This is a genomic window from Salinisphaera sp. (assembly GCF_002729955.1).
Classification (GTDB): Bacteria; Pseudomonadota; Gammaproteobacteria; order Nevskiales; family Salinisphaeraceae; genus Salinisphaera.
Window position 1 is genome coordinate 1 of the sequence record NZ_PBYA01000044.1, and the last position, 22,911, is coordinate 22,911.

General features: G+C 63.8%; 17 protein-coding genes. 12 read left to right on the forward strand and 5 right to left on the reverse strand.

What is annotated here, in order from left to right; all coding sequences use genetic code 11:
* Nucleotides 1-245: 245 nt before the first annotated feature.
* Entirely contained in the window at nt 246-1,310 is a 1,065-nt protein-coding gene (locus tag CMN27_RS12385; RefSeq protein ID WP_293626846.1) for an aldo/keto reductase, read from the reverse strand.
* Nucleotides 1,311-1,502: 192 nt separating this feature from the next.
* Here CMN27_RS12385 and CMN27_RS12390 point away from each other — a divergent pair, with 192 nt between their 5' ends.
* Together CMN27_RS12390 and CMN27_RS12395 are read left to right on the forward strand one after the other, a co-directional pair.
* Complete coding sequence (locus CMN27_RS12390) at nt 1,503-2,648, forward strand: alpha/beta fold hydrolase (protein ID WP_293626848.1); 1,146 nt, start codon at nt 1,503-1,505, stop codon at nt 2,646-2,648.
* A 131-nt stretch (nt 2,649-2,779) separates the two neighbouring features.
* Entirely contained in the window at nt 2,780-4,438 is a 1,659-nt protein-coding gene (locus tag CMN27_RS12395) for an FAD-binding dehydrogenase (RefSeq protein WP_293626850.1), read from the forward strand.
* 286 nt (nt 4,439-4,724) lie between these two features.
* Here CMN27_RS12395 and CMN27_RS12400 read toward each other — a convergent pair whose 3' ends face one another.
* Nucleotides 4,725-5,054 (reverse strand): septal ring lytic transglycosylase RlpA family protein, encoded by a 330-nt coding sequence (locus CMN27_RS12400; protein WP_366515454.1) that lies wholly within the window; start codon nt 5,052-5,054, stop codon nt 4,725-4,727.
* Nucleotides 5,055-5,198: 144 nt separating this feature from the next.
* On the opposite strand from CMN27_RS12400, the gene CMN27_RS12405 reads away from it, so the two are divergent.
* The 9 genes from CMN27_RS12405 (at nt 5,199) to CMN27_RS12445 (ending at nt 19,884) form a co-directional block, all read left to right on the forward strand.
* Nucleotides 5,199-5,855 carry an HAD hydrolase-like protein gene (locus CMN27_RS12405; protein WP_293626854.1) on the forward strand — a complete coding sequence of 219 codons (657 nt, stop codon included), beginning with the start codon at nt 5,199-5,201 and terminating at the stop codon, nt 5,853-5,855.
* Nucleotides 5,856-5,927: 72 nt separating this feature from the next.
* Complete coding sequence (locus CMN27_RS12410; RefSeq protein WP_293626856.1) at nt 5,928-6,743, forward strand: thioesterase family protein; 816 nt, start codon at nt 5,928-5,930, stop codon at nt 6,741-6,743.
* A 284-nt stretch (nt 6,744-7,027) separates the two neighbouring features.
* Nucleotides 7,028-10,819: an Ig-like domain-containing protein gene (locus CMN27_RS12415; RefSeq protein WP_293626858.1), complete on the forward strand. Its 3,792-nt coding sequence runs from the start codon at nt 7,028-7,030 to the stop codon at nt 10,817-10,819.
* Between the two features lie 170 nt (nt 10,820-10,989).
* Complete coding sequence (locus CMN27_RS12420) at nt 10,990-11,844, forward strand: SDR family oxidoreductase (protein WP_293626860.1); 855 nt, start codon at nt 10,990-10,992, stop codon at nt 11,842-11,844.
* Nucleotides 11,845-12,074: 230 nt separating this feature from the next.
* Complete coding sequence (locus CMN27_RS12425; protein ID WP_293626862.1) at nt 12,075-14,390, forward strand: TonB-dependent siderophore receptor; 2,316 nt, start codon at nt 12,075-12,077, stop codon at nt 14,388-14,390.
* 132 nt (nt 14,391-14,522) lie between these two features.
* The gene (locus CMN27_RS12430) at nt 14,523-16,109 is read left to right on the forward strand and encodes an aspartate aminotransferase family protein (RefSeq protein WP_293626864.1); all 1,587 of its coding nucleotides are present in this window, start codon (nt 14,523-14,525) and stop codon (nt 16,107-16,109) included.
* The gene (locus tag CMN27_RS12435; protein WP_293626866.1) at nt 16,102-17,442 is read left to right on the forward strand and encodes a SidA/IucD/PvdA family monooxygenase; all 1,341 of its coding nucleotides are present in this window, start codon (nt 16,102-16,104) and stop codon (nt 17,440-17,442) included. The genes CMN27_RS12430 and CMN27_RS12435 overlap by 8 nt, the downstream gene beginning before the upstream one ends.
* Nucleotides 17,443-17,494: 52 nt before the next feature.
* Complete coding sequence (locus tag CMN27_RS12440; protein ID WP_293626868.1) at nt 17,495-18,085, forward strand: GNAT family N-acetyltransferase; 591 nt, start codon at nt 17,495-17,497, stop codon at nt 18,083-18,085.
* Nucleotides 18,085-19,884, forward strand: coding sequence for an IucA/IucC family siderophore biosynthesis protein (locus CMN27_RS12445; RefSeq protein WP_293626870.1), 1,800 nt, complete (start codon nt 18,085-18,087; stop codon nt 19,882-19,884). Before CMN27_RS12440 ends, CMN27_RS12445 begins: the two co-directional genes overlap by 1 nt.
* A gap of 30 nt (nt 19,885-19,914) precedes the next feature.
* Here CMN27_RS12445 and CMN27_RS12450 read toward each other — a convergent pair whose 3' ends face one another.
* The gene (locus CMN27_RS12450) at nt 19,915-20,277 is read right to left on the reverse strand and encodes an STAS/SEC14 domain-containing protein (protein WP_293626872.1); all 363 of its coding nucleotides are present in this window, start codon (nt 20,275-20,277) and stop codon (nt 19,915-19,917) included.
* Between the two features lie 131 nt (nt 20,278-20,408).
* Here CMN27_RS12450 and CMN27_RS12455 point away from each other — a divergent pair, with 131 nt between their 5' ends.
* Nucleotides 20,409-21,005, forward strand: a complete 597-nt coding sequence (locus tag CMN27_RS12455; RefSeq protein ID WP_293626874.1) for a cyclodeaminase/cyclohydrolase family protein — start codon at nt 20,409-20,411, stop codon at nt 21,003-21,005.
* 199 nt (nt 21,006-21,204) lie between these two features.
* Here CMN27_RS12455 and CMN27_RS12460 read toward each other — a convergent pair whose 3' ends face one another.
* Nucleotides 21,205-22,101 (reverse strand): NAD(P)-dependent oxidoreductase, encoded by an 897-nt coding sequence (locus CMN27_RS12460; RefSeq protein ID WP_293626876.1) that lies wholly within the window; start codon nt 22,099-22,101, stop codon nt 21,205-21,207.
* A gap of 83 nt (nt 22,102-22,184) precedes the next feature.
* Nucleotides 22,185-22,911: EamA family transporter (locus CMN27_RS12465; RefSeq protein WP_293626878.1), on the reverse strand; the 727-nt coding region annotated here is incomplete at its 5' end.

The window sequence follows — 22,911 nt, forward strand, 5'->3', positions numbered from 1 at the left end:
CGACGCCAGACAGGGTGTCTTTTGCTTTGGTTACTTTCATTTGGACAAGCAAATGAAAGTCACTCGCGCAGCAGCGCGAAACTCCAAGCCAAAATTCACCCGTACAGTTCATCCAGAAAACGGGCGCTTCGAGCATCCCGCTCCGAGACGGTGACTGAAACAAAAAACCCCACGGCACGTTCCCATGCCGCGGGGCAGTCTGTCGGCCGTAATTCACGGCCAATCTTCAGCCGGTCGGCCGACTATCAGTCCTGATAATCCTCGGCATGGTCGGCGTGCAGAACCCAGTCGGCCGCGCTAAAGCGGTCGTTGGCGTTCATGGCCTGGTGCCAGTATGGGTAGATCAGCCGCGGCCGGCTGACGCGTTCGATCGCTGCATGCTCGTCGGCGCTCAGTTCGAGCTGTGCGCTGGCGAGGTTGTCTTCCAGTTGATGCGCCTTGCGAGCGCCAATCACCGCCGTGGTGACGCCCGGGCGTTCGGTGATCCAGGCCAGGGCCACCTGGGCCGCGGATACGCCGTGGGCATCGCCGACCTCGACCAGGGTTTCGATCAGGTCGAACAGACGCTTTTCGTCGTGGATCGGCGGTTCCTGCCAGCCTTCGGAGAAGCGCGTACCTTCCGGCGCATCCTGGTCGCGCCGATACTTCCCGGAGAGCAGGCCGCCGGCGAGCGGGCTCCAGATCATCGTGCCGAGACCCGCGTCGTGGGCCATCGGCATGAGCTCGTATTCGGCTTCACGCGCCTGCGGCGTGTAGTGAATCTGTTGGCTGATCGGCTTGGTGAAGCCCTCGCGTTCGCAGACCTGCATCACCTTCATCGCCTGCCAGGCTGAGAAGTTTGAGATGCCGTAGTAACGGATCTTGCCGTGGCCGACGAGCGTGTCCATGAGCTGCAGCGTCTCTTCGAGCGGCGTGGTGCCGTCCCACATATGCAGCTGGTAGAGATCGATATGGCCGGTATTCAGCCGCTTGAGGCTGGCTTCGACCTGCTCGCGAATATGCAGGCGCGACAGCCCGCCTTCGTTGGGCCCGTCGCCCATGGGAAAACGCACCTTCGTGGTCACGAGCACATCGTTGCGCTTGTCGCCCAGCGCATTGCCGAGGATTTCCTCGGAAACGCCGGCGGAATACATATTGGCGGTATCGAACAGATTCACGCCGTGGTCGATGCTCATATCGATGAGCTTGCGGGCGTCATCGACGCCGGTGTTACCCAGCTTGGACATGAAGCCTTCGCCGCCGAAGGTCATGGTGCCGAGGGTGAGTTTGGAAACTTTCAGGCCGCTGTTGCCGAGCGTGCGGTACTGCATGACGGGCTCCGTACTAGGAAAGCTCTGCACAACCTGCCGCGAGAGGTTGCGCAGAGCTTACCGGAATGTAGGGTGAAGCTTGGTATGACGGGCGCGGCTTTCAAACTCGATTTCTGCTTCCTTGTCCGGTTGTTGCGGCGCAGCAAGATCGCCTAGACTTTCGCTCTTCTTCGAGATCGAGGCGCTACGTTCATGTCCCTGCTTACCGCCACCCGCGACCGTGTCGGCCGCGAGATCGCCCGCAGTCGGGCCCGCCTGCGCCACCTGCGTCAGCGCGTTTTCGATCGCGAAGCGCTCGTGCAGGCCGGCCATACGCCCTTCGAAGTCATCCATGACGATGGCCTGGTGTCGCTGCGCTACTACCTGCCGCTCGCAGAAGACGAAATCGAACTGGCTGACGGCAGGCGCGTTGAAGTTGCAGCCACCACCCAGCGCACGCCGCTGGTGATCGTGCCGCCGCTGGCGGTGAACATGCTCATCTACGATCTGTTTCCCGAGCGCAGCCTGGTGCGGTATCTGCGGGCACGCGGATTCGAGTTGTATCTGGTGGACTGGGGCCGGCCGAGCCGTGCCCAGGACGACCTGCAGCTCGCGGATTATTTCGATCGGTTCCTGCCGGCTGCCCTCGATCGCGTGCGCGCACACAGCGGGGTGGCGCGGCTGAACCTGCACGGCTGGAGCTTCGGCGGGTTGTTTGGCCTGTGCCATGCGGCGATCGCGCCCGAAGGTATCGCCAATCTGGTGCTGGTGGGCGCACCCGTGGACTATCACGACAACGGCGTGCTCGGCGAGCGCTACAAGGCGCTCGCCCGTGCCGGCCACTGGACACACGACAAGACCGGGCTTACCGCCCACAACATACCGCCGACGTTGCTGCGTTCGCCCGGCGTGCTCAATTCACTGGTGTTCAAGGCCACCAGTCCGATGGCGGCCGTCCGCAGCTACGCCGGGCTGGCGGCGAATCTCCACGACGAGGCGTATGTGAGCAACCATGCCACCAACGCGGCGTTTCTGGACGACATGGTGGCCTACCCGGGTGGCGTGGTCGCCGACTTCATCGATTATCTGTGGATCGACAACGTGCTCGGCGAAGGCCACCTGCCGATGGCCGATCCGCCGGCCGACCTGGCGGACGTGCAGGCGCCGATTCTCAATATCAGCGGCCGCGGCGATCCGATCGTGACCCCGTCCTGCAGCCAGGCGATGACGCGTTTCGTGGCCAGCGACGATGTGACCTGTCGCACGATCCGCGGCGGCCATGTAGGGATCGTGTCCAGCGAAACCGCGCTGACCGAAACCTGGGAGGAGATTGCGGACTGGCTGATCGCCCGCGATTGATGCTGCGGTGCCTGGCGCGCGCCGGCTGCGCTGAACCGACTGGCCGCCTGTCCGTCGGCTGTCTACACTCGTAACGCACAATAATATTTCAATCGCCTGTATGACACGGGTCCGTGCGACGAGGGCAGCGGATGACTGAAAGAGCAGACAGTATTGTGGTGGGCGCGGGTCTGGCCGGGCTGGTCGCGGCCGCCGAGCTGGCCGATGCCGGCAAGTCGGTGATCATTGTCGAACAGGAAGGCGAGAACTCGGTCGGCGGCCAGGCGTTCTGGTCGCTCGGCGGGCTGTTCATGATCGACACGCCCGAACAGCGGCGTATGCGCATCAAGGACAGCCCGGAACTTGCGCTCAACGACTGGCTGGGCTCGGCTGCCTTCGACCGTGACGAAGATTACTGGCCGCGCAAGGTCGCCGAGGCCTTCATCGAATTCGCGGCCGGCGAGATGCGGCCCTGGCTCTACGAACAGGGCATGCGCTGGTTTCCGGTCGTGGGCTGGGCCGAGCGGGGCGGTTCACTGGCCAACGGGCACGGCAACTCGGTGCCGCGTTTTCATCTGACCTGGGGCACGGGCCCCGGCACCGTCGCCCCCTTCGAGCGGCGGGTACGCGAACACATGCAAAGCGGGCGGATCACGCTCAAATGCCGGCATCAGGTCAGCCGCCTGATCACGACCGGCGGTGCGGCCACCGGCGTGGCCGGGGAGATCCTCGCACCCAGCACCGTCGAGCGCGGCCAGCAATCCAGCCGCGATATCGAAGGCGAATTCGAATTCAGTGCCGGTGCCGTGCTGGTGACCGCCGGCGGCATCGGCGGCAATCATGATCGCGTGCGCGCCAACTGGCCGGTGGAACGACTGGGCCCGGCGCCAGCGCGCATGATTTCCGGCGTGCCGCACCACGTGGACGGGCGCATGCTGGATATCAGTCGGGATGCAGGGGCGGCGATCATCAACGCGGATCGCATGTGGCATTACACCGAGGGCATCAAGAACTGGAACCCGATCTGGCCCATGCACGGCATCCGCATCATTCCGGGGCCGTCTTCGCTGTGGTTCGATGCCGAAGGCCGGCGCCTGCCCGCACCCTGTCTGCCGGGCTTCGATACGCTGTCCACCCTGCGCGAGATCCTGGCCACCGGCCACGACTACTCCTGGTTCGTGCTCACCCAGAAGATCATCGAAAAGGAATTCGCGCTCTCCGGCTCGGAGCAGAATCCGGATATGACCTCGAAGCAGTGGCGCGAAGTGCTCAAGAGCCGGCTCTCCAAAGGCGCACCGCCGCCGGTCGAGGCCTTCAAGCAGCAGGGCGAGGATTTCGTCGTTGCCGACAACCTCGACGAGCTGGTGGCGGGCATGAATCGGCTGGCGGGCAGTGATCGGATCGACCGGGCCAGGCTCGAAGCCCAGATCGTTGCCCGCGATGCCCAGATCGATAACGCCTATGCCAAGGATGCCCAGATAACGGCCATCCACGGCGCGCGCCGGTATCTCGGCGACAAGCTGTTTCGCACCGCCACGCCGCACAGGATGCTCGACCCGACCAACGGTCCACTGATCGCCGTACGTCTGCATATCCTGACCCGCAAGACGCTGGGCGGGCTGCATACCAATCTCGATGGCCAGGTGCTCGACGGGGCAGGTCAGCCGATCCCCGGCCTGTATGCGGCCGGCGAAGTGGCCGGTTTCGGCGGCGGCGGTTATCACGGCTACAACGCGCTGGAAGGTACGTTTCTGGGCGGCTGTATCTTCTCCGGGCGCTGTGCCGGCCGCCACGCGGCGACCGTGGTCTAGGCAAGCTCTGCACAACCTCTCGCGGATCGCGTTAGAGTCCTCATAGACGATGCGACAAGGCGTGCGAGCGCAGCGCCTGCCTCATTGGCAGGCCAGGCTCGGCAACGCAGTCGCGGCGACTGTGAGGTCGAACCGCTGAGCGGCCGCCGGCTTTGCGCGCGCTTGGTCGGCGTCAGTGTTCGCTACCGTGCCACTTGTTATTGGCTTGGGCACGCTAAGCTGTCACCTTCTTGCCAATCGCGCGCAAAGCAGCCGGCGCGACCGCGACAGGTTATGCAGAGCTTTCCTAGTCGACCAGGCGCAGGGTAACCGGCGCGATGCCGCTGCGAATCATGCCGATTTGCCCGGCCGCGCGTCGCGACAGGTCGATGATGCGTCCGCGGGTATAGGGCCCGCGGTCGTTGATGGTCACGATTACGCTGCGGCCGTTGTTTTCGTTGGTGACTTCGACCCGGCTGCCAAAGGGCAGGCGGCGATGGGCCGCGGTCAGCCGTCCCGAGTCGAAGCGATCGCCGCTCGCGGTTCGGCGCCCGTCGAAGCTGCGGGCGTAGTAGGCCGCTTCGCCGCGCTGGTAGACGTCGCCGCTCACGCGCAGGCCCGCGCAACCGCTTGCCATCAAGACCGTGAGGCAGACCAGAACCAGACCGATCGGCGCCCACGGTCGGGAGACGGCCGGGTTCTTGCATACATCGTACAGGCGCCGTTTGGGGAGCGGCGTGCATGATCGACGATGCGGTGCGGGGGTAGGAGAATTTGATCTATGCGTCACAAGGTTTTGCTTTTCGATCTGGACGGCACGCTCACGGACCCGCGTGACGGCATCACGCGCTGCGTACAGTATGCGTTGTCCTGCCAGGGGGTTCATGTCGACGATCTGGGACGGCTGGAATGCTTCATCGGGCCGCCGCTCAAGCAGTCGTTCATCGATTTCTACGGCTTTGACGCTGAACAGGCCCAGGCCGCGGTGGATGATTACCGGGTGCGGTTCGGGCGTACCGGCATGTTCGAGAATGTGCTCTACGACGGTATCGTGGACCTGCTCGCCGATCTCAAAAGCAGCGGACGGCAATTGTTCGTCGCCACTTCCAAGCCGTGGTTCTATGCGCGCCAGATTGTTCAGCATTTCGAACTGGACCGCTATTTCTGCAGCGTCTACGGCAGTGAACTCGACGGCATGCGTACCGAAAAGCATGCCCTGATCGCGCATATTCTGCGGGAAGAGGGTATTGACCCGAGCGATGCGCTCATGATCGGCGACCGCTCCTTCGACCTGATCGGGGCGCGTCACAACGGGGTGGCAAACGCGGCGGTCGGTTACGGCTACGGCAGCCGCGAGGAGCTGGTCGCCGAGGCCCCCGACTACTATTTCCCGACGCTGGCCGACATGCAGCAGACGTTGCTCGCCTGTCGTGCCTGAATGGCCGACAGTTGCCCGTACGCTGGCGTATTGCGCTAGTCTTCGCGGTTTGGATTCAAAAGGATCACGAAGATGACCGATGCCGATACGCGCACGCCGCTGTCGCGACTGCTGGCGAGCATGACGCTCGATAACGACGTCTCGCATGTGCATGTACCCGATGACTGGCTGCAGGGCCGCGCGATCTACGGCGGACTGACCGCGGCGCTGTGCCTGCAGGCGATTTACGACCAGCACGGGGCGGATCTGCCGCCGCTGCGCAGCGCATTGCTGAGTTTCATCGGCCCGGCAGGTCCGGACGTGGCGCTGAAACCGGTCGTGGTGCGGCGGGGCAAGTCCACTGCTTTCATCACCGTGGATATGCTCAGCGACGACAAGATTGCCGCGCGGGCGACCTTCTGTTTTGGCAAGGCGCGCGATTCCAGCGTCGACCATGCGCGTATCAAGGCACCGCAGGTCGCCGCCCCCGACGACTGCGACTCGTTCTTTCAGCGCGCCGGCCAGACTGCGCCTAATTTCACCCAGCATTTCGAAGGCCGCTTTGCCGGTGGTTCCATGCCGGTGACCCAATCCGACGATCCGCAATACGTGGTCTGGATTCGCCACCGCGACACTGAGATCGATCCGGTAATCGTCGGTCTGGCAGCACTGGCCGATGCGCTGCCGCCGGCGGCGATGGCCAGCTTCTCGGACGTCGCGCCGATCAGCACCATGACCTGGATGTTCGACGTGCTTGACGACGAGCCCACGACCGACGACGGCTGGTGGTTGAGTCAGAGCGTGGCCAATCACAGCGCCGACGGTTATTCCTCACAGGCCATGCGGGTCTGGAACAGCGCCGGCAAGCCGGTGATCGTGGGGCGCCAGAACGTCGCGGTCTTTGCATGAGCGGGACCGGCGCTGCGGCGTCGGCCTGTGCGCGGAAATTGACCGTTCGGCGTTCGTTGAGCCACTTACGCTGAAAAAAGGTCGTAAACCGGCCGAAATAGGAAAAGAATAATTTTCAGTCATTCAGTGGTTTGCCGCGCCCGACCAGCCGCAGGCCTTGAATTTGCAGGAATTGCGGTTGCGAGCCGCGACCGGCATTTAGTACATACAGCCTCCTGGGACGCTTCTGCGACGCTCGCCGTCGGCGGGCGGTACGAAGCGAAAACAATAGAGGGGAGGGGGTCATGCCGGGAATCGGTTTTGCGAAACGTGTCGTGGGCGGCAGGTTGTGCGTTGCACTGCTGCTGGGGCTGAGTGTGGCCGGCTGTGGCGGCAGCGGCGGCGGAAGTGATGACGGTGGCGGCTCGGGTTCGTCATCGACCAGCCCGAGCACCGCAGGCGGTGCCACCGCCCGCAGCGATGCCGAAACGCTGCATTCCGTGATGCCGCGTGGCCTGGCTTTTACCTATCCCTACAATGGGCAGACCGACGTCGCCCTGAACAGCCAGCTGGTGGTGAAGTTCGCCAGCGATCTGCCCGATGCCTCGCGCGATTCGCTGGAGCTGCGCGACGCCGCCGGCAATCGTATTGGCCCGGCGCTCACCGTCGTGCGCGACGACAACCAGCCCCGTATTCTCAGAATCGAAACCCAGGGGCCGCTCAAGCCGGATACCCAATACCGCGTCGTTGCCACCAAGCGCCTGGACGGCGGCTGGCAGGACGGCGGCTACACCGGCTTCAATCCGGGCAACGTGCTTTACGGGTTTACCACGCGGCCCGACGGCTCGCGGCCGGCCGCGGGCGGCTTCAAGGTTCAGGAAGTCACGCCGGGTGAATACAACGCCCAGCTCGAGACGACCTCCGTTTTTGTCGGCTTCAACCCCATTCGTGTGGTGCTGTCCGAGCCGGTGGACCCGGCCACGGTGACGGCCGAGAGTTTCACCGTGCGCGGTCCCTCGGGCGCCATCACCCGGGCGAACGTCACGGCCCTTGGTCGCTATATCGTGTTCGATCCGGTCGATGACCTTACCGGCGGCAATTACGAGATTCGCTGGACGTCGGATATCCGCTCGGTGTTCGGCAATGCCCTGGCCCGCGGTTCGGTGAACCGTCGCGTACGTGCGGTGGGCGGCGGCATTCTCGACAACCCGGCCTACAACACGCTGGATACTAATCTGGTCATCAGCCCGACCGCGGCCGACCCCGCCAATCTTCCGGACAACGTACTCAACGGCCGACCGGTGAACGCTGTGTCCCTGGGTTCGCAGCTGGTCGGCAGGAATCTGTTGCCGGTGGTCAGCGCCAACGACGTGACCGACCCGGACTACCGCGGCATTCAGAACGTGCTGCGGGCGACGATCGCACTGCCCACGCTCGACGGCCTCGACTCGTCGATACCCGGTACCATCCGCGCCGGCCAGTCGTTCAAGACCACCGGTCTGCGTCTGGCCCTGGGCGGCGAAGTGCCCACGCCCATCGATCCGAGCGGCCCGATTGACGTCAACTTCATCAGCGACGTCAACGTGTCGATCATGGGCAACGAGTTCCCCAACATCGAAACGCCGATCGCCGTACGGCTGCGCTTCGACGTCGCACTGGGTTCGCTGCTCAAGGCCGCGGCCAGCCAGCCGGGTACCACCGCGTTTCAGGAATATGCCCGTAGCGTGCTCGCCAACGGCGTCATCAACCAGACCGTGCTCAACGTGCAGGCGGCGGGGCTTGCGATACCGCAGCTCGATGGCGACATCGATATCGCCACCGTCGGCTCGTTCCCGATCACCGTCAACCGCACCGACGAGGCCAACGTCGACTTCGAGCTGACCCTGGCGCTCAAACTGCTCACTAACAACCCGCTCTTTCCGCGCGATCAAGTGGTGCCCGACGAGGTGCCGCCGCGCCTGATCGCGCGTTCGCCGAGCGCCTGCCTGTATGCCTTCGGCAACGCCGGCTTCGCGACGGCCGGCCCGCTGGCTGCCACCTCCTTCGACGAAAATGGCTGTGTCGGCATTGCCGGCGCCTCGGCCATCAACAGCTTCCCGGTGGCGGATAGCCCGGCGCTGTTGCTCGACTCGCCGGTGCAGCCGCGTTCGGTGAATGCCGAGAGTGTGGCCCTGTATGGCGAGGGCCGTCAGATCGCGGCGAACTACCGCACCGAAGGCTTTTCGATCGTCATCGACCCTGTGGAACCGCTGGAGCCGGCCACCGAGTACGAAATTCGTCTCAACGATGGTACCGATCGGGTGCGCGACTTTGCCGACAATGCGCTCACGCTGGATAGCGGCAGTATTCGTTTTACCACCGCGCCCCGTGTGAATACGGACCCGGCGCCGGCCTATGTGGCTACGCTCACGCCGGGCGTGCCCTGCGCTCTGACCGGCGGCAACGCCCCGGGCACCAGCGGGCGCTGTGTTGGCGATAATGGGTCGGAGCTCGGCGTATTCGTCTTCCCGGCGAACAAGGCCATCGAAGCCGGTTTTTCCAAGCCGGTACGTCGTGACAGCGTGGTGCTGGCCGATGGCTGTCTGGCCGGTGCCGGCCCCAGTGCCAGCAGCGCAGCGACCGTTGCCCTGCAGCGCATGAGCGAAGCCGGACAGTGCCTGGGTGTGGTCGACGCGGCCCTGGCGTTTGCCGAGGGCGACGCCGAACTCGTCAACGGGTTCAGCGTACGGCCGACCCAGGTGCTTACCCTGGGCTCGTACTACGCGCTCGTAATCTGCGGTAGCGGTGAGAACTGCCGCTCCACCGTCGTCGACGCCGATGGCTATGCGCTCAATACCGATCCGTTGACCGGCTCGGGCTCTTCGACCGCTTCCGCGGCCGAGGATGCCGCAGGCGGGCCGGCGATCGTCATGCCGTTCGAGGCCACCACGGCCAGTGAGGATTACTACGCCACCTTCGCCACGCTGCCGGCCGCCGACAGCAACGGCAACGGCCAGTTCGATGCAGGCGAGATCGGGCAGCCCGGCAATCGGGCCCAGATCCTGCTGACTTCGCTGGGTATTCCCATCTCGGCCACGCAAACCGAGGATCGCTTCGACGCCTATCTTTCGCAGGGCCGACCGGTGATCATCGGCCCGGCCGTAGGCAGCTGTACCGATGCCTTGGCAAACGTCGTGGACGACAACCGGGCTTCGCTGGCCAGCGCCTCGAACTGTGTGCCGGTCGCCTTGCCGCCCGGCGGATTCACCGATCTGACCGGCCTGAGGCTGGGTACGCCGCAGCTACTCAGTATCGTGGGCAACGCGATCGAACAGCTTATCGACGAGCTGGGCCTGGTGGATGACCAGGGCCGCGTCCAGTCGATGGCGCAGTTACAGGCCACCCGGACCCCCGCCGAGATGGAGGACATCGTGGATCGCCTGTCGGCCGCTGTCGCCGGCGTGCTCGAAGGCGATATGGCGGATGGCTCGCTCGAACTCGAGAGTATGTTCAATCCCCGCGGGCGCCTGCTTGACCTGCTGCCGAACGGCAGCGTGCTGGAACAGGATTTTCGCGATCTGTTCGACAATCTGGATATCGGCCGTTCGCTCGCGGATCTGCTCGGCGATACCGGTGATGCGATCGAAGACAGCACGCTCGTGCGTGAAATCGTGGATCTCGTTCTGGAGGACGTGTTCGGGATCCCGAACGCCGAGCTGCAGACCGGGCGTATCCTGCTGCGCTACGCGCCGCTTCCGGGAACCGGCCGTATCCGGGCCCAGACCGGCTATATCGTCGAGCGCTGCCAGGGCACGATCGACGGCGAGCGCTACGATTACGCGCCCTGTTTTGCCGCCGCGCTGCAGCTGACCGCCAACGCCCCGGATGGACAGGGGGTCGCGCTCGAACAGCAGACCATCGACTTGAATGTGTTCGGCCCGGTGAGCTTCCAGCAGAATGGTCGGCTGGTGATTTCGGTCATCAATGCCAATGCCTTCGAACTGGCAGCCACAGCGCTGAATCTGCTGCCGGCCAAGGCGCGGGTGGATACCGGGCGGCTGAACTTCCAGCTGGCCGGACCGTCGATCCACGGCGGCAGCGTGTTTCCGACACGCTAAACCGGCACCGATCCCTGGCGCCGGTCAGACGGCGCCGGGGATCGTGTTTCTGGCCGGGGCTTGCCCGCAGGGCGGTCAGTCGTGGCGTGGTCTCGGCATTAAACCGGATGGTTGCAGCCGCTTGGCAGAACTAGAGTCGGGGCGTCTATTCCCCGAGGAGTTCTGCCGCCATGAGCGATCAGAAACAACCCAAGCAGTCCCAGTCCGAACAGCCCGGCGATGAGTCGGCCATGCGCCCGGAGCCGGAATATATCCGCGACAGCTATCGCGCCAGTGACCGGCTCAAGGGCAAGGTCGCCCTGATTACCGGCGGCGACAGCGGCATCGGTCGAGCCGTGGCGGTGCACTATGCCGCCGAGGGCGCCGACGTCGCCATCGTGCATCTCGAAGAGCACGACGACGCGGCCGAGACAAAACGCCTGGTGGAGTCCCGCGGCGCACGCTGCGAGGTGTATGCCGGCGACGTGGGCGATGCCGCGTTCTGCTATCAGCTCGCCGACGACGTGCTGGCCGCGTTCGGGCGCGTGAACATCCTGGTCAACAACGCGGCCGAGCAGTACGACTGGGAAGACATCACGCAGATACCGGACGAACAGCTACAGCGCACCTTCCAGACCAATATCTTCAGCCATTTCTATCTGTGCAAGGCGCTGTCGGCACAGATGGGCGAGGGCGATACGATTATCGCCACCTCGTCGATCAATGCGTTCAAGGGCAACGATACGCTCATCGATTATTCGGCCACCAAGGGAGCGATTCAGGGGCTGGTGCGTTCGTTGGCCCAGTCGCTTGTGGGCCGCGGTATCCGCGTTAACGCGGTCGCCCCCGGCCCGGTCTGGACGCCGCTGATCCCGGCCAGCTTCGATGCCGAAAAGACGGCGCATTTCGGCGGCCAGGTGCCGATGGACCGGCCCGCCCAGCCCAGCGAGATCGGCCCTGCCTATGTCTACCTCGCCAGCGAGGAATCCTCCTACATGAGCGGGCAGACGCTGCACCTCAACGGCGGCGTGATTCTCAATACCTGAACCCAAGCGTAGCGACCGCACGGCCTTGCCCGTGTCCATCGCCGCGATCTGAGTCAGGCCCGGCACCCGCGTAATGCGGTGCCGGGCTTTTTTTTGCCGTGTTCAGCTGCCTTGCAGGGCAAGGGAATTGACGTCGATCAATTAATAAATGACAATCATTCTCATTCAGATTAATTGTCGTATCGCTGACGCGGAAAGCGTTTTTTATTACTCAGGGGAACAGGTGGGGAATGGCCAAGATTGAATTCAACGGGGCGCGCGCAAGCGCGAACAGCCGGGTATTGACCCGTATTGCCGTATGCAGCGCGCTGGGTTTGAGCCTGTCGTGGCTGCCGTCGATGGCGCTGGCTCAGGCTGCCGGGGGGCAGCCAGGCAGCCAGCAGCCCGAATCGCTGCCCGTGATCGATGCCGGTGCTGCACCGACGAGCGAACGCAATGAGCGCCTGGGTTCGCAAACGCTGGCGCCGCTCATGGTCGAGGGGGAGGCCATCAACAGCGCGGATGCACCCACGGTCGGTTATTCGGCCGACGCAACCCGGGCTGCAACTAAGACGGATACGCCGCTGATTACCACCCCGCAGGCGATCGACGTGGTGCCCCGCGAACAGGTCGAAGATCAGGGCGCGCGCACCGTCAATAATGCGCTGCGCTATACGCCGGGCGTGTTCACCGGCCTTGCCGGTTCCTCGTCTCGACAGACGACGATTGCACTGCGCGGCTTTCCGGGCGGTGACGTGAACAACACCTTCATGGACGGCCTGCGCCTGGCCAACGACCCGGGTTCGTATTCCAATATTCAGATCGACCCGTTCTTCATCGAACGTATCGACGTGATCAAGGGTGCGCTCTCGGCGCTCTATGGCCGCGCGCAACCGGGCGGGCTGGTCAATTACGTGACCAAGAAACCGCTCGACGAGCAGCGGCGGATGGTCAGCGTCTATGGCGGCAGTTTTGGCACCTACGGCGCCGGACTGGATCTGACCGGTCCGTTGCCGAACCCGGAGATCGGCAACTACCGGGTAACCGTCAGCGGCGAAACCAGCGATACACAGTACGACGTGGTCGAACGCGAACGTTTCACGATAATGCCACAGGTCAGTTTTAACCTGGCCGACGATACGTCGCTGCTGCTGCAGGCCTATGTCCAGCGCGATCCCGAAGGTGGCTTCCATGGTTCGGTCCCCTACGACATCAGTGTGAATGGCGACCGGTTCGGGCGCACGGTGGACGACGAGTGGGTCGACAGCGCGCGCAATTACGAGGAGTTCGACCGCGACATCAACATGTTGGCCTTTCAGCTCGATCACGAAGTCAACGACAACGTCACGCTGACCTCAAAAGGCCGGTATGCGGACGTCGATACCTCGCTCAAGCAGGTTTATCAGAACGGCTTCACTCCGGATGCCACCGACGCGCCGGCCACGCTCACGCGTTATTTTTCTCGGGCTGAAGAGAATCTCAAGTCGCTGAGTTTTGATAACTACGGCGAAGTGGAATTCGATACCGGCGATATCGAACACCGTATGGTTATCGGGTTCGGTTACGAACAGCGGCAGAACTCGGTCGAGTATCCGCCGAACACGAGTTTCCAGGCTACCCCGCTCGATGCGTTCAATCCGAACTACGGCGGGCCCGGTATCGTTGACGACGACAGCCTTGCGCCGGCCAACGACCGCAAGACCCGCCAAGTGGGCTTCTATCTGCAGGATCAGATGGAGTGGAACCGATTTCATCTCGTGCTGGGCGGACGTCAGGACTATCTCAAGCGCGAATACGTCAACGGCACCAGCGGCGAGCTTACCGACCGCAGCGATAATGCGTTTACCGGGCGTGCGGCCCTGCTGTACCAGTCGAAGTGGGGTCTTTCGCCGTACGTCTCTTATAGCGAGGGCTTCAATCCGAGCGCCTATACCCCCTTCAACGGTGATGTGGCAAAGCCGGTGGACAGTCATCAATACGAGGCCGGCCTGAAGTATCAGCCGCCGGGCGTCGACGCCATGTTCACGCTGGCGGTCTATGACCTCACGCAGGAAAACGTACAGCAGCGTTTTCAGGTCAGTCCCGCGCGTTTTGACAGCGTGGGCGATGTTGAATCGCAGGGTATCGAGCTGTCGGCGCGTGCGGATGTTACCGACCGTCTGAACGTGCTCGCCTCGTATTCGCACAGCAGCGTGGAGTACGCCGACAACTTCCCGGGTCTGGGCGTGATCAAGGGCAACACCTTCACGCGTACGCCGGACGATCTGGCCTCGGCCTGGGCCAAGTACGAGCTGACCCCGGCCATCGATGTGGGCGCCGGCGTGCGCTACGTGGGCGAAAGCTACGCGGATACGGCGAACGAGCTAACCGTGCCCGACTACACCCTGGCCGATGCCATGGTCAGCGTGAAGCTGGGTGAATTCGCGCCGTCACTCGACGGGGCCACGCTGCGGCTGAACGCCAACAATGTGTTCGACAAGGAGTACGTGGAGGCCTGCTTCAGCCCCAACAACTGCTACTACGGCTATGCCCGCGAGGTGATCGCTACTCTGGATTATCAGTTCTAGAGGTAACGCCTGCGGCCCGTCGCAACCGCGGCGGGCCGCCGACGCATCGAAATAAAAGCGAGGGGAAGAAGTTCGTGCACGGGCGTGTACGGATCGTAATGCGTTTTTATCTCGACCAAGGAGGCCCGCGCCATGCGCACCTCAAACGAAGCCACAACCCGGGGCGCCGACATACCCGGCGGTTTTGCCGATATCGCCCGCCGGGCGCAGATATTCAACGAACACAATCTCGACCTTTATCGCGATCAGGTCGAGCAGGCCGCGGACGCGGTCGCGGCCGCCGTGCGGCGCGCCAGGCAGGTGCACAGCGGGGTGCGCCCCAGCGAACTCGCGCCCGAATTCGATGCCCTCGATCTGGATGAGGCAGGCGTCGACATGGCCGAGGCGCTGGCCGAACTGCGCCATCTGTATCTCGACCATGCGGTGTACTTCCATCACCCGCGCTATGCCGCGCACCTGAACTGCCCGGTGCTGGTGCCCTCGATCGCGGCCGAGGCGGTGCTCAGTGCAATCAATTCCTCGCTGGATACCTGGGATCAGAGCGCGGGAGCTACATTCATCGAACAAAAGCTCATTGCCTGGACCGCCGAGCGCGCCGGCCTGGGCGACGCGGCCGACGGCGTATTCACCAGTGGCGGTACCCAGTCGAACCTCATGGCCATGCTGCTCATGCGTGACGACTGGTGCGCGCGCCACTATGGCCACGGCGCGGTACATAAGCAGGGGCTGCCGGGCGAGGCGGCGCGGCTGCGGGTTTTCGTCTCCGAGGTGAGTCATTTCAGCCTGTCCAAGGCCGCGGCACTACTCGGCCTCGGCCACAACGCGGTGGTGCGGGTGGCCTGCGACGAGGCCAAGCGCATGGATATCGATGCCCTGAAGCAGGCGATCGATGACTGCCGGGCGGCGGGCGATATACCGATCGCGGTGGCTGCCACCTGTGGTACCACCGACTTCGGCAGCATCGACGACATGCAGGCGATCGGTGCGGTCTGCCGGGCCGAGAATCTGTGGATGCACGTCGACGCGGCCTACGGCTGCGGGTTGCTGGTCTCGAACCGGCACGGCCATGAATGCGCCGGTATCGAGAACGCCGATTCGTTGACCGTGGACTACCACAAGTCGTTCTTCCAGCCGGTCAGCTGTAGTGCGTTCATCGTAGGCAACGGCGCCAACCTGGGTCTGATTACCCACCACGCGGACTATCTGAATCCGGCCGAAGCCGCGGCTGCCGGCACGCCCGACCAGGTCAACAAATCGCTGCAGACCACCAAGCGTTTCGATGCGCTCAAGCTGTGGCTGACCCTGCGCACCCTGGGCGCGGAGACGATCGGCGAGGCCTTCGACGGCGCGGTCGCGCTCGCACGAGCGACCTACGAGCTTATGCTCGCCGAACCGCGCCTGGAACTGCTGCACCGGCCGGCGCTGAGCACGATCGTGTTCCGCTACCGGCCCTGCCTGACCCGCAGCGAGGCCGATCTGGATACGCTCAATACGACTATTCGTGCCCAACTCGCTCGCGACGGCGAGGCCATGATCGCGGCCACCAAGGTCGATGGCCGGCGCTATCTCAAGTTCACGCTGCTCAACCCGGCGACCACGCCCGCCCAGATGAGCGAGATCGTCGATCTGATCGTGGCCTACGGCATGGCCGCCGAAACCGGCGCGACATCGATCGACGCCGCGCCGGTCGCGAACCCGGAGTATCGCCGCCATGGATAAGTGCCAACCGCCCATCCACGACGTGGCCGGTATCGGTATCGGCCCGTTCAATCTGGGGCTGGCCGCACTCGCCGCGCCCATCGACGAGCTCGACGCCGTATTCATCGACGAGAACGAGCGCTTTGACTGGCATCCGGGCCTGCTGCTGGAAGGCGCGACCCTGCAGACGCCGTTCATGGCGGATCTGGTCACGCTGGCCGACCCGACCAGCGAATACAGTTTTCTCAACTACCTGAAGCAGACCGGGCGGATCTACGCGTTCTATATCCGCGAGAACTTCTTCATGCTTCGGCGCGAATACAACCAGTATTGCCGCTGGGTCGCCGAGCGACTGGATAACCTCGTCTTCGCCACGCGGGTGCTGGCCACCGACTACGACGACGCCAACGCCTGTTACGTGCTCACCCTGGAGGACACTGCCAGCGGCGAGCGCCGCGAGTTGCGCGCCCGCGCGCTGGTGCTCGGCAGCGGCCCGAGCGTCTATGTGCCGGCGTGCTGTCAGGATCTGGGCGAGCGGGCGATTCATGCCTGCGAATTCGGCCCCGCGAGCGAGCGCCTTCAGGCCAGCGATTCGATCACCGTGGTCGGCAGTGGCCAGAGCGCGGCCGAGGTCTTTCATGCCCTACTGCTGGAGCAGGAACGCCACGGCTACCGGCTGGACTGGTTCACCCGCTCGCCGCGTTTCTTTGCCCTGAACTACGACAAGCTCACGCTGGAAATGACCTCGCCGGAGTATGTGGATTATTTCCACGGCCTGTCCGAACACCGGCGCCACACGCTCGGCGAGGAGCACAAGGCGCTCTACAAGGGCATCGACGAATCGTTGATCAACGCCATCTACGATCTCATGTACGAACGCGACGTGGCCGGCACGCTGGATGTCGGTCTGCAGGCCAACGTGGAACTGCGCGATGCCCGGACGACCGCCGATGGTGATGGTGTCGAGTTGGACTTCTTCCAGCACGAGCAGGGCGCCGGCTTCACGCATCGCAGCCAGAGCGTGGTGCTGGCCACCGGCTTTGCCTATCGCGTGCCCGACTATATCGATGGCATTGCCGATCGTATCCGCTGGGATGCCCAGGGGCGTTTCGATACGTCCCGCTACTACGCCGTGGACCACGACAACGCCGAGATCTTCGTACAGAACGCGGAGATTCATACCCACGGCTTCGTCACCCCGGATCTGGGCATGGCCTGTTATCGCAACGCCTGCATCCTGCGGGCGTTGACCGGCGTCGAGCACTACCCGATCGAGCAGCGCATCGCCTTCCAGCATTTCGCGGTCGATACGCCCGGCGAGCCGGCCGCGGGTCGACGCCGTGCCCCCGCATGACGGCCCGCGCGTCGGCCGACTTCGATCTTTCAACTTCGACCAAGGAAACCGCGTGAGCTATGCCTCCGTTCTTCAGGCGCGCGTGATCCCCGGTATCGGCGAACTGGCGATCACGCCTTTCGATATCGAGCGTCATGTGCCCACGGCCTATGCCTGGCTGCGTAGCGACCATGCCCGCTTCTGGGGTATGGACTCGCTGGATAAGCAACAGATTCATGACTACTTCACCGAACTGGCTGCATCGCCGGATTTCGATGCCTTCATCGGCCTGCACGATGACCAGCCGATGTTCCTGATGGAGCGCTATGCGCCGGCGGTCGAGGCCATCGGCGAGTGCTACGAGGTCCAGCCGGGCGATATCGGCATGCATGTGCTGGTCGCACCCGCCGAGCGGCGTATTCCCGGTTTCACCTGGGCGGTGTTCGTCCAGATCATGGATTTCCTGTTCAGCGACCCCCGCGTCGAGCGTGTCGTGGTCGAGCCGGATGTCACCAACGAAGCCATTCATCCGATCAACCGGCGGGCCGGCTTCGTCTACCACCGACAGGTCGAACTGCCGGGCAAGACCGCCTGGTTCGCGACCTGTACGCGTGCCGATTACGACAACGCTCTTAGCGATTATCTGACCAAGGATTCTGCCTGATGACCCGTATGCCCATGACCGCGACTGAACAGGCCATCGCCCACCTCGATGCCGCCACCTGGGCCGCCGCCAATACGCGGATGGCCACCAAGATGCTCGCCGAATTCAGCCACGAGCTGTTGATCGCACCCAGCAAAGAGGCCGACGACGAGCACGTGTATACACTGTCGCTCGAACAGGGCGTTCAGTATCGCTTTGCCGCCCGGGTGCTCGAACTCGAGCACTGGCATATCGAACCCGGCACGCTGGAAAAGACGGTCGACGGCGTACCGGCAGCCCTGGATGCGGTCACGCTCGTCACCGAGCTGCGCGACGTGCTCGGTATCGGCCCGGCCGCGCTGCCCATCTATCTGGAAGAAATCACCGCCACGCTCTACAGCATGGCCTACAAGATCGCCCACGGCGGGCCGCGGGCCGCCGATTTCGTCGATGGCGATTTTCAGCGTATCGAGGCGGCGATGACCGAAGGCCACCCGGCGTTTGTCGCCAATAGCGGGCGTATCGGCTTCGACAGCATCGATTATCGATCCTATACGCCGGAAGCCGCCGCGCCCATTCGGCTTGTCTGGATTGCGGCCCATACCAGCCGGGCCGAGTTCGCCTGCAGCGCCGACCGCAGCTACGCCGAACACATGGCCGCCGAGCTCGACGCGGCCACCCATGCCGCCTTCACCGCGCGCCTGACCGACCGCGGCCTGGACGCGGCCGACTATCGCTTCATGCCCGTGCATCCCTGGCAGTGGCACAACAAGCTCGTCTATCTGTTCGCCGGCGAAATCGCCACGGGGCATCTCGTCTATCTGGGTTTCGGTCAGGACACCTATCAGGCCCAGCAGTCGATTCGTACCCTGTTCAACCGCGACCACCCGACACGCTGCTACGTGAAGATGGCGCTATCGATCCTCAACATGGGCTTCACCCGTGGCCTGTCGCCGTATTACATGCGCGGCACGCCCGAAATCAACGACTGGATCGATACCCTCGTGCGCGGCGACGACTACTTGCAGACCAAGGGCTTTTCCATCCTGCGCGAAGTCGCCTCCATCGGTTATCGCCATCCGCAGTTCGAAGCCGCGGCTCCGAAAACCGACGCCTACAACAAGATGCTGGCCGCGCTCTGGCGCGAAAGCCCGTTCAAGCAGATCCAGTCCGGCCAGCGCCTGATGACCATGGCGGCGCTGCTGCACCGTGACGCCGAAGATGCCTCCGTGATCGGCGCGCTCATCGACGCCTCGCCACTCGATACGGATGCCTGGCTGGCACGCTATCTCGATGCCTACATGAGCCCGCTGTTGCACTGTTTCTTCGCCCACGACCTGGTGTTCATGCCGCATGGCGAGAACATCATCCTGGTGTTGGAAGACAACGTGCCGGTACGCACGATCATGAAGGATATCGCCGAAGAGGTCGGTATCATGAACACCGAGATCGAGCTGCCCGGCGAGGTTGCCCGGTTATCGGTCGAGGTGCCGGAAGAGCTGAAGGTGCTCAGCCTGTTTACCGACCTGTTCGACCTGATCTTTCGCTATATCGGTGCGATTCTGCATACCGAACGGGGCTATTCGCAGCAGGCGTTCTGGCAGCAGGTGGCCGACTGTGTGCGCAATTATCAGGCCGCCCATCCGGAATTCACCGACAAGTTCGCGCGCTACGATCTGTTCGCACCCGAGTTCAAGCGTTCCTGTCTGAACCGCCTGCAGCTACGCAACAACGCGCAGATGATCGACCTCGACGATCCGGCCGGTAATCTGCAGTTCGCCGGTACGTTGGTCAACCCGATCGCACGGCCGCCGGCTTAGCCGTCGGCCGGCGAGGGCCCATCGCAGGCTTCAGGCGACCCAGGCCTGGGCCGAGTCGCGGTCGGCCGCGCGGAAGGTTTCGCATTCGGTATTCGGCGAGAGCTTGTCGATCACCGTGGTGGCGGTCCGAACGCCTTCCACATCCGAAACCACGGCCAGCCTGTCGAAGCGCTCCCAGTGCTTGATCGCGTCCTTGAGTTCGTTGAATACGGTCGAGGCCGACATGCCGCCCAGCGACTTGATCTCGACATACAGGCGCAGCTTGTCGTGCTTGGCCAGCTGTTCTTCCATCTTGGACAGCACATTCGAAAAATCGCGGGCGTTGATCTCGCCGTCGATTTCGATAGGCACGACATAGTCGACGTCGGGCTTGAAGGGGGCAATACGCAGCATCGTGTAGCTCTACGGGTTCGAAATGAACCGTCACGCTATCAAAGATGGCCAGCGTTTCGATGACACGGGGCGGGGGCGCCCGCCCGACCCGTGCGACACTCGGCGCTCTGTTTCGCCAAGAGCCGATCATCATGGCCACATCAACCATCGCCCAGATGACGCTGGCCGAGTTTAGCGACGATATCCAGTCCCGCGCCATGCCGGGCTGCGGCGCGGTCGCCGCCAACGCCGCGGGCAACGGTCTTGCCCTGGTGCTCAAGGGGCTGCGGCTGACGCAATCCAACGATGACGACGGGTCGGCTCAGCGGTTGATCGAACAGGGGCAGCGCCGGCTGGAACAGCTCGGCGACTATGCCGACGAAGATATCGCCGCCTTCAAGGCTTATCTGGCCGCGAAGAAACACGCCGACGAAAACGATTCGGAACAGGCGCTGGAGCGCGCCGTCGAACGCATCAATCAGGTGCCGCTGGATACGGCCCGCTGCTGTCTCGAGGCCCTCGAATACAGCGAACAGGCCATAGGCGATATCAAGGCTGCGCTGCAAAGCGATGCCCGTGCCGGCGCACAGCTCGTCCATGCCGGCCTGTCGATGGTGTTGATCAACGTGGATACCAACATCGACGGGCTCGAAGACGAAGCCGAGCGGCGCCAGCTGGCCGGCCAGCGCGCCGCGCTACAGGCCGAGGCCGACCGCTTGCTCGAGCGTTTGCTTCGCGCTCGCTCGTAATCGCGCACGCCTTAACAATCCGGCACCGTGACGTCATTGCTGATTTACAAAGTCCGGCATCAGGCCCGCAGCGCCGATTTCAGTTACTTCGATCTCGCGCTTTGATGCCTTATTTGCGCTTCTTGGCGTTTATTTGCGGACAGCATGCTTGTATGAGCGCGGCCGACCTCATACAGAATTAAAGCTATTCCTTGGCGAGTTAAGAACGCTCCCGCGAGCGGTCGATACGTGCGCGTTTGGCCGCGTATTCGGCCAGGGCACCCCAGTCCTTGTCGCCGTCGCCGTTGGCAATGATCTCGTTGAGGCTGTCTCGCACCACGCTGCCCAGCGGCAGCGGTACCTGGCGATCGTTGGCCGCCGACAACGCCAGGCCCACATCCTTGTTGCCGAGCGTGGCCGGCATGTTCGCGGGCCGGTATCTGGATTCGCGAATCAGCCCTGCGTAGCTCTGATACCCAAGACACGCGAACAGCGTGTTGGTGACGATATCCAGGAACTGGCCCGTTTCGATGCCGTAGACCTCGCCCAGCGCACAGGCTTCGCCCATGGACTCGATCGCCACCGCCAGCATGAAGTTCACCTGGATCTTCACCACGTTCGCCATTTCGGCCGAATCGCCCACCGGCCACACCTTCTGGCCCATGGTTTCCAGCAGCGGGGTGGCGGTATTCACGGCCTGGCTGTCGCCGGCGGCCAGAATATTGAGCTTGGCCGCCGCGGCCACATCCGCTCGACCCATCACCGGGGCCGCAACATAGGCCACGCCGTGTTCGGCGTGCAGGGTGTCCATGCGCTTGGCAAACGGCACGGACACCGTGGCCATGTTCACGTGAATCGCCCCGTCCTGCATCGCAGCCAGTGCGCCGGATTCGACCAGCACCTGTTCACAGATCGCATCGTCGGCGAGCATGGAGAACACCACGTCGGCATCGGCCACCGCGGCCGCGGGTGAGTCGGCGGCCTGTGCGCCGGCCTCGCGCAGCGAATCCACCGCCGCCTGCGACCTGTTCCAGACGGTCAGGTCCGCGCCGCTGGCCAGAAGGTTACGGGCCATGGGCGCGCCCATGGTGCCCAGTCCGAGAAAAGCCGTTTTCATGAATCGCTCCGGATCAATGCGTCGAAGCGCGGCACAATATCATGTGCATTATGCAGCGTTGCGATTACACGTGGCGATCCACGCTAGGCGCCAGCCGACCGCCCGGTTCGGCTGGCAATCGCCACACCCGCCACGGCCACGCCCATGCCGACGATCTGCAGCGTATTGAGGGTTTCGTTGAACAACAGATAGGCGAGGATGGCGACCACCGGCGGCACCAGATAGAACAGCGAGGCCACGCTGGCGACCGAGCCGCGGCGGATGAGAAACAGCAGCAGCGAAATCGCGCCGACCGACAGGCCCAGTGACGACCACAGCAAGCCGGTCCAGGCCTGCCAGGTCATCTCGAAGCGCCCGTTTTCAAGCCATAGCGCGACCGGCACCGTCACAATCGCCGCACCGATGAATTGCACGGCGGCGTTGGTACGAATATCGGCCGCCGCGCCAGTGCGTTTCTGCCAGATCGTACCCAGGGTGATGCCGAGCATGGCCGCAAACACGGCCAGCAGCGGGCCCAGGCTGAGCGCGGCCATATCCACGGCCAGCCGCGGTTCAAGCACGAGCACCGCACCGCCAAAGCCCAGGGCAATGCCCACCCACTTGCGGGTGCCCACCGTTTCGCCGAGCAGGGGAAACGCCAGCGCCGCGGTCAGCAACGGCTGCAGGCCGACCACGAGGGCGGCCACGCCGGCGGGCAGGCCGTCGTTGACCGCCCAGAACACGCCGCCGAGATAGATGCCCTGCAACAGCACGCCGGCAACCAGCGCGTTGGCCCAGGCCCGCAGACCGCGCGGCCAGGGCGCGCCCACG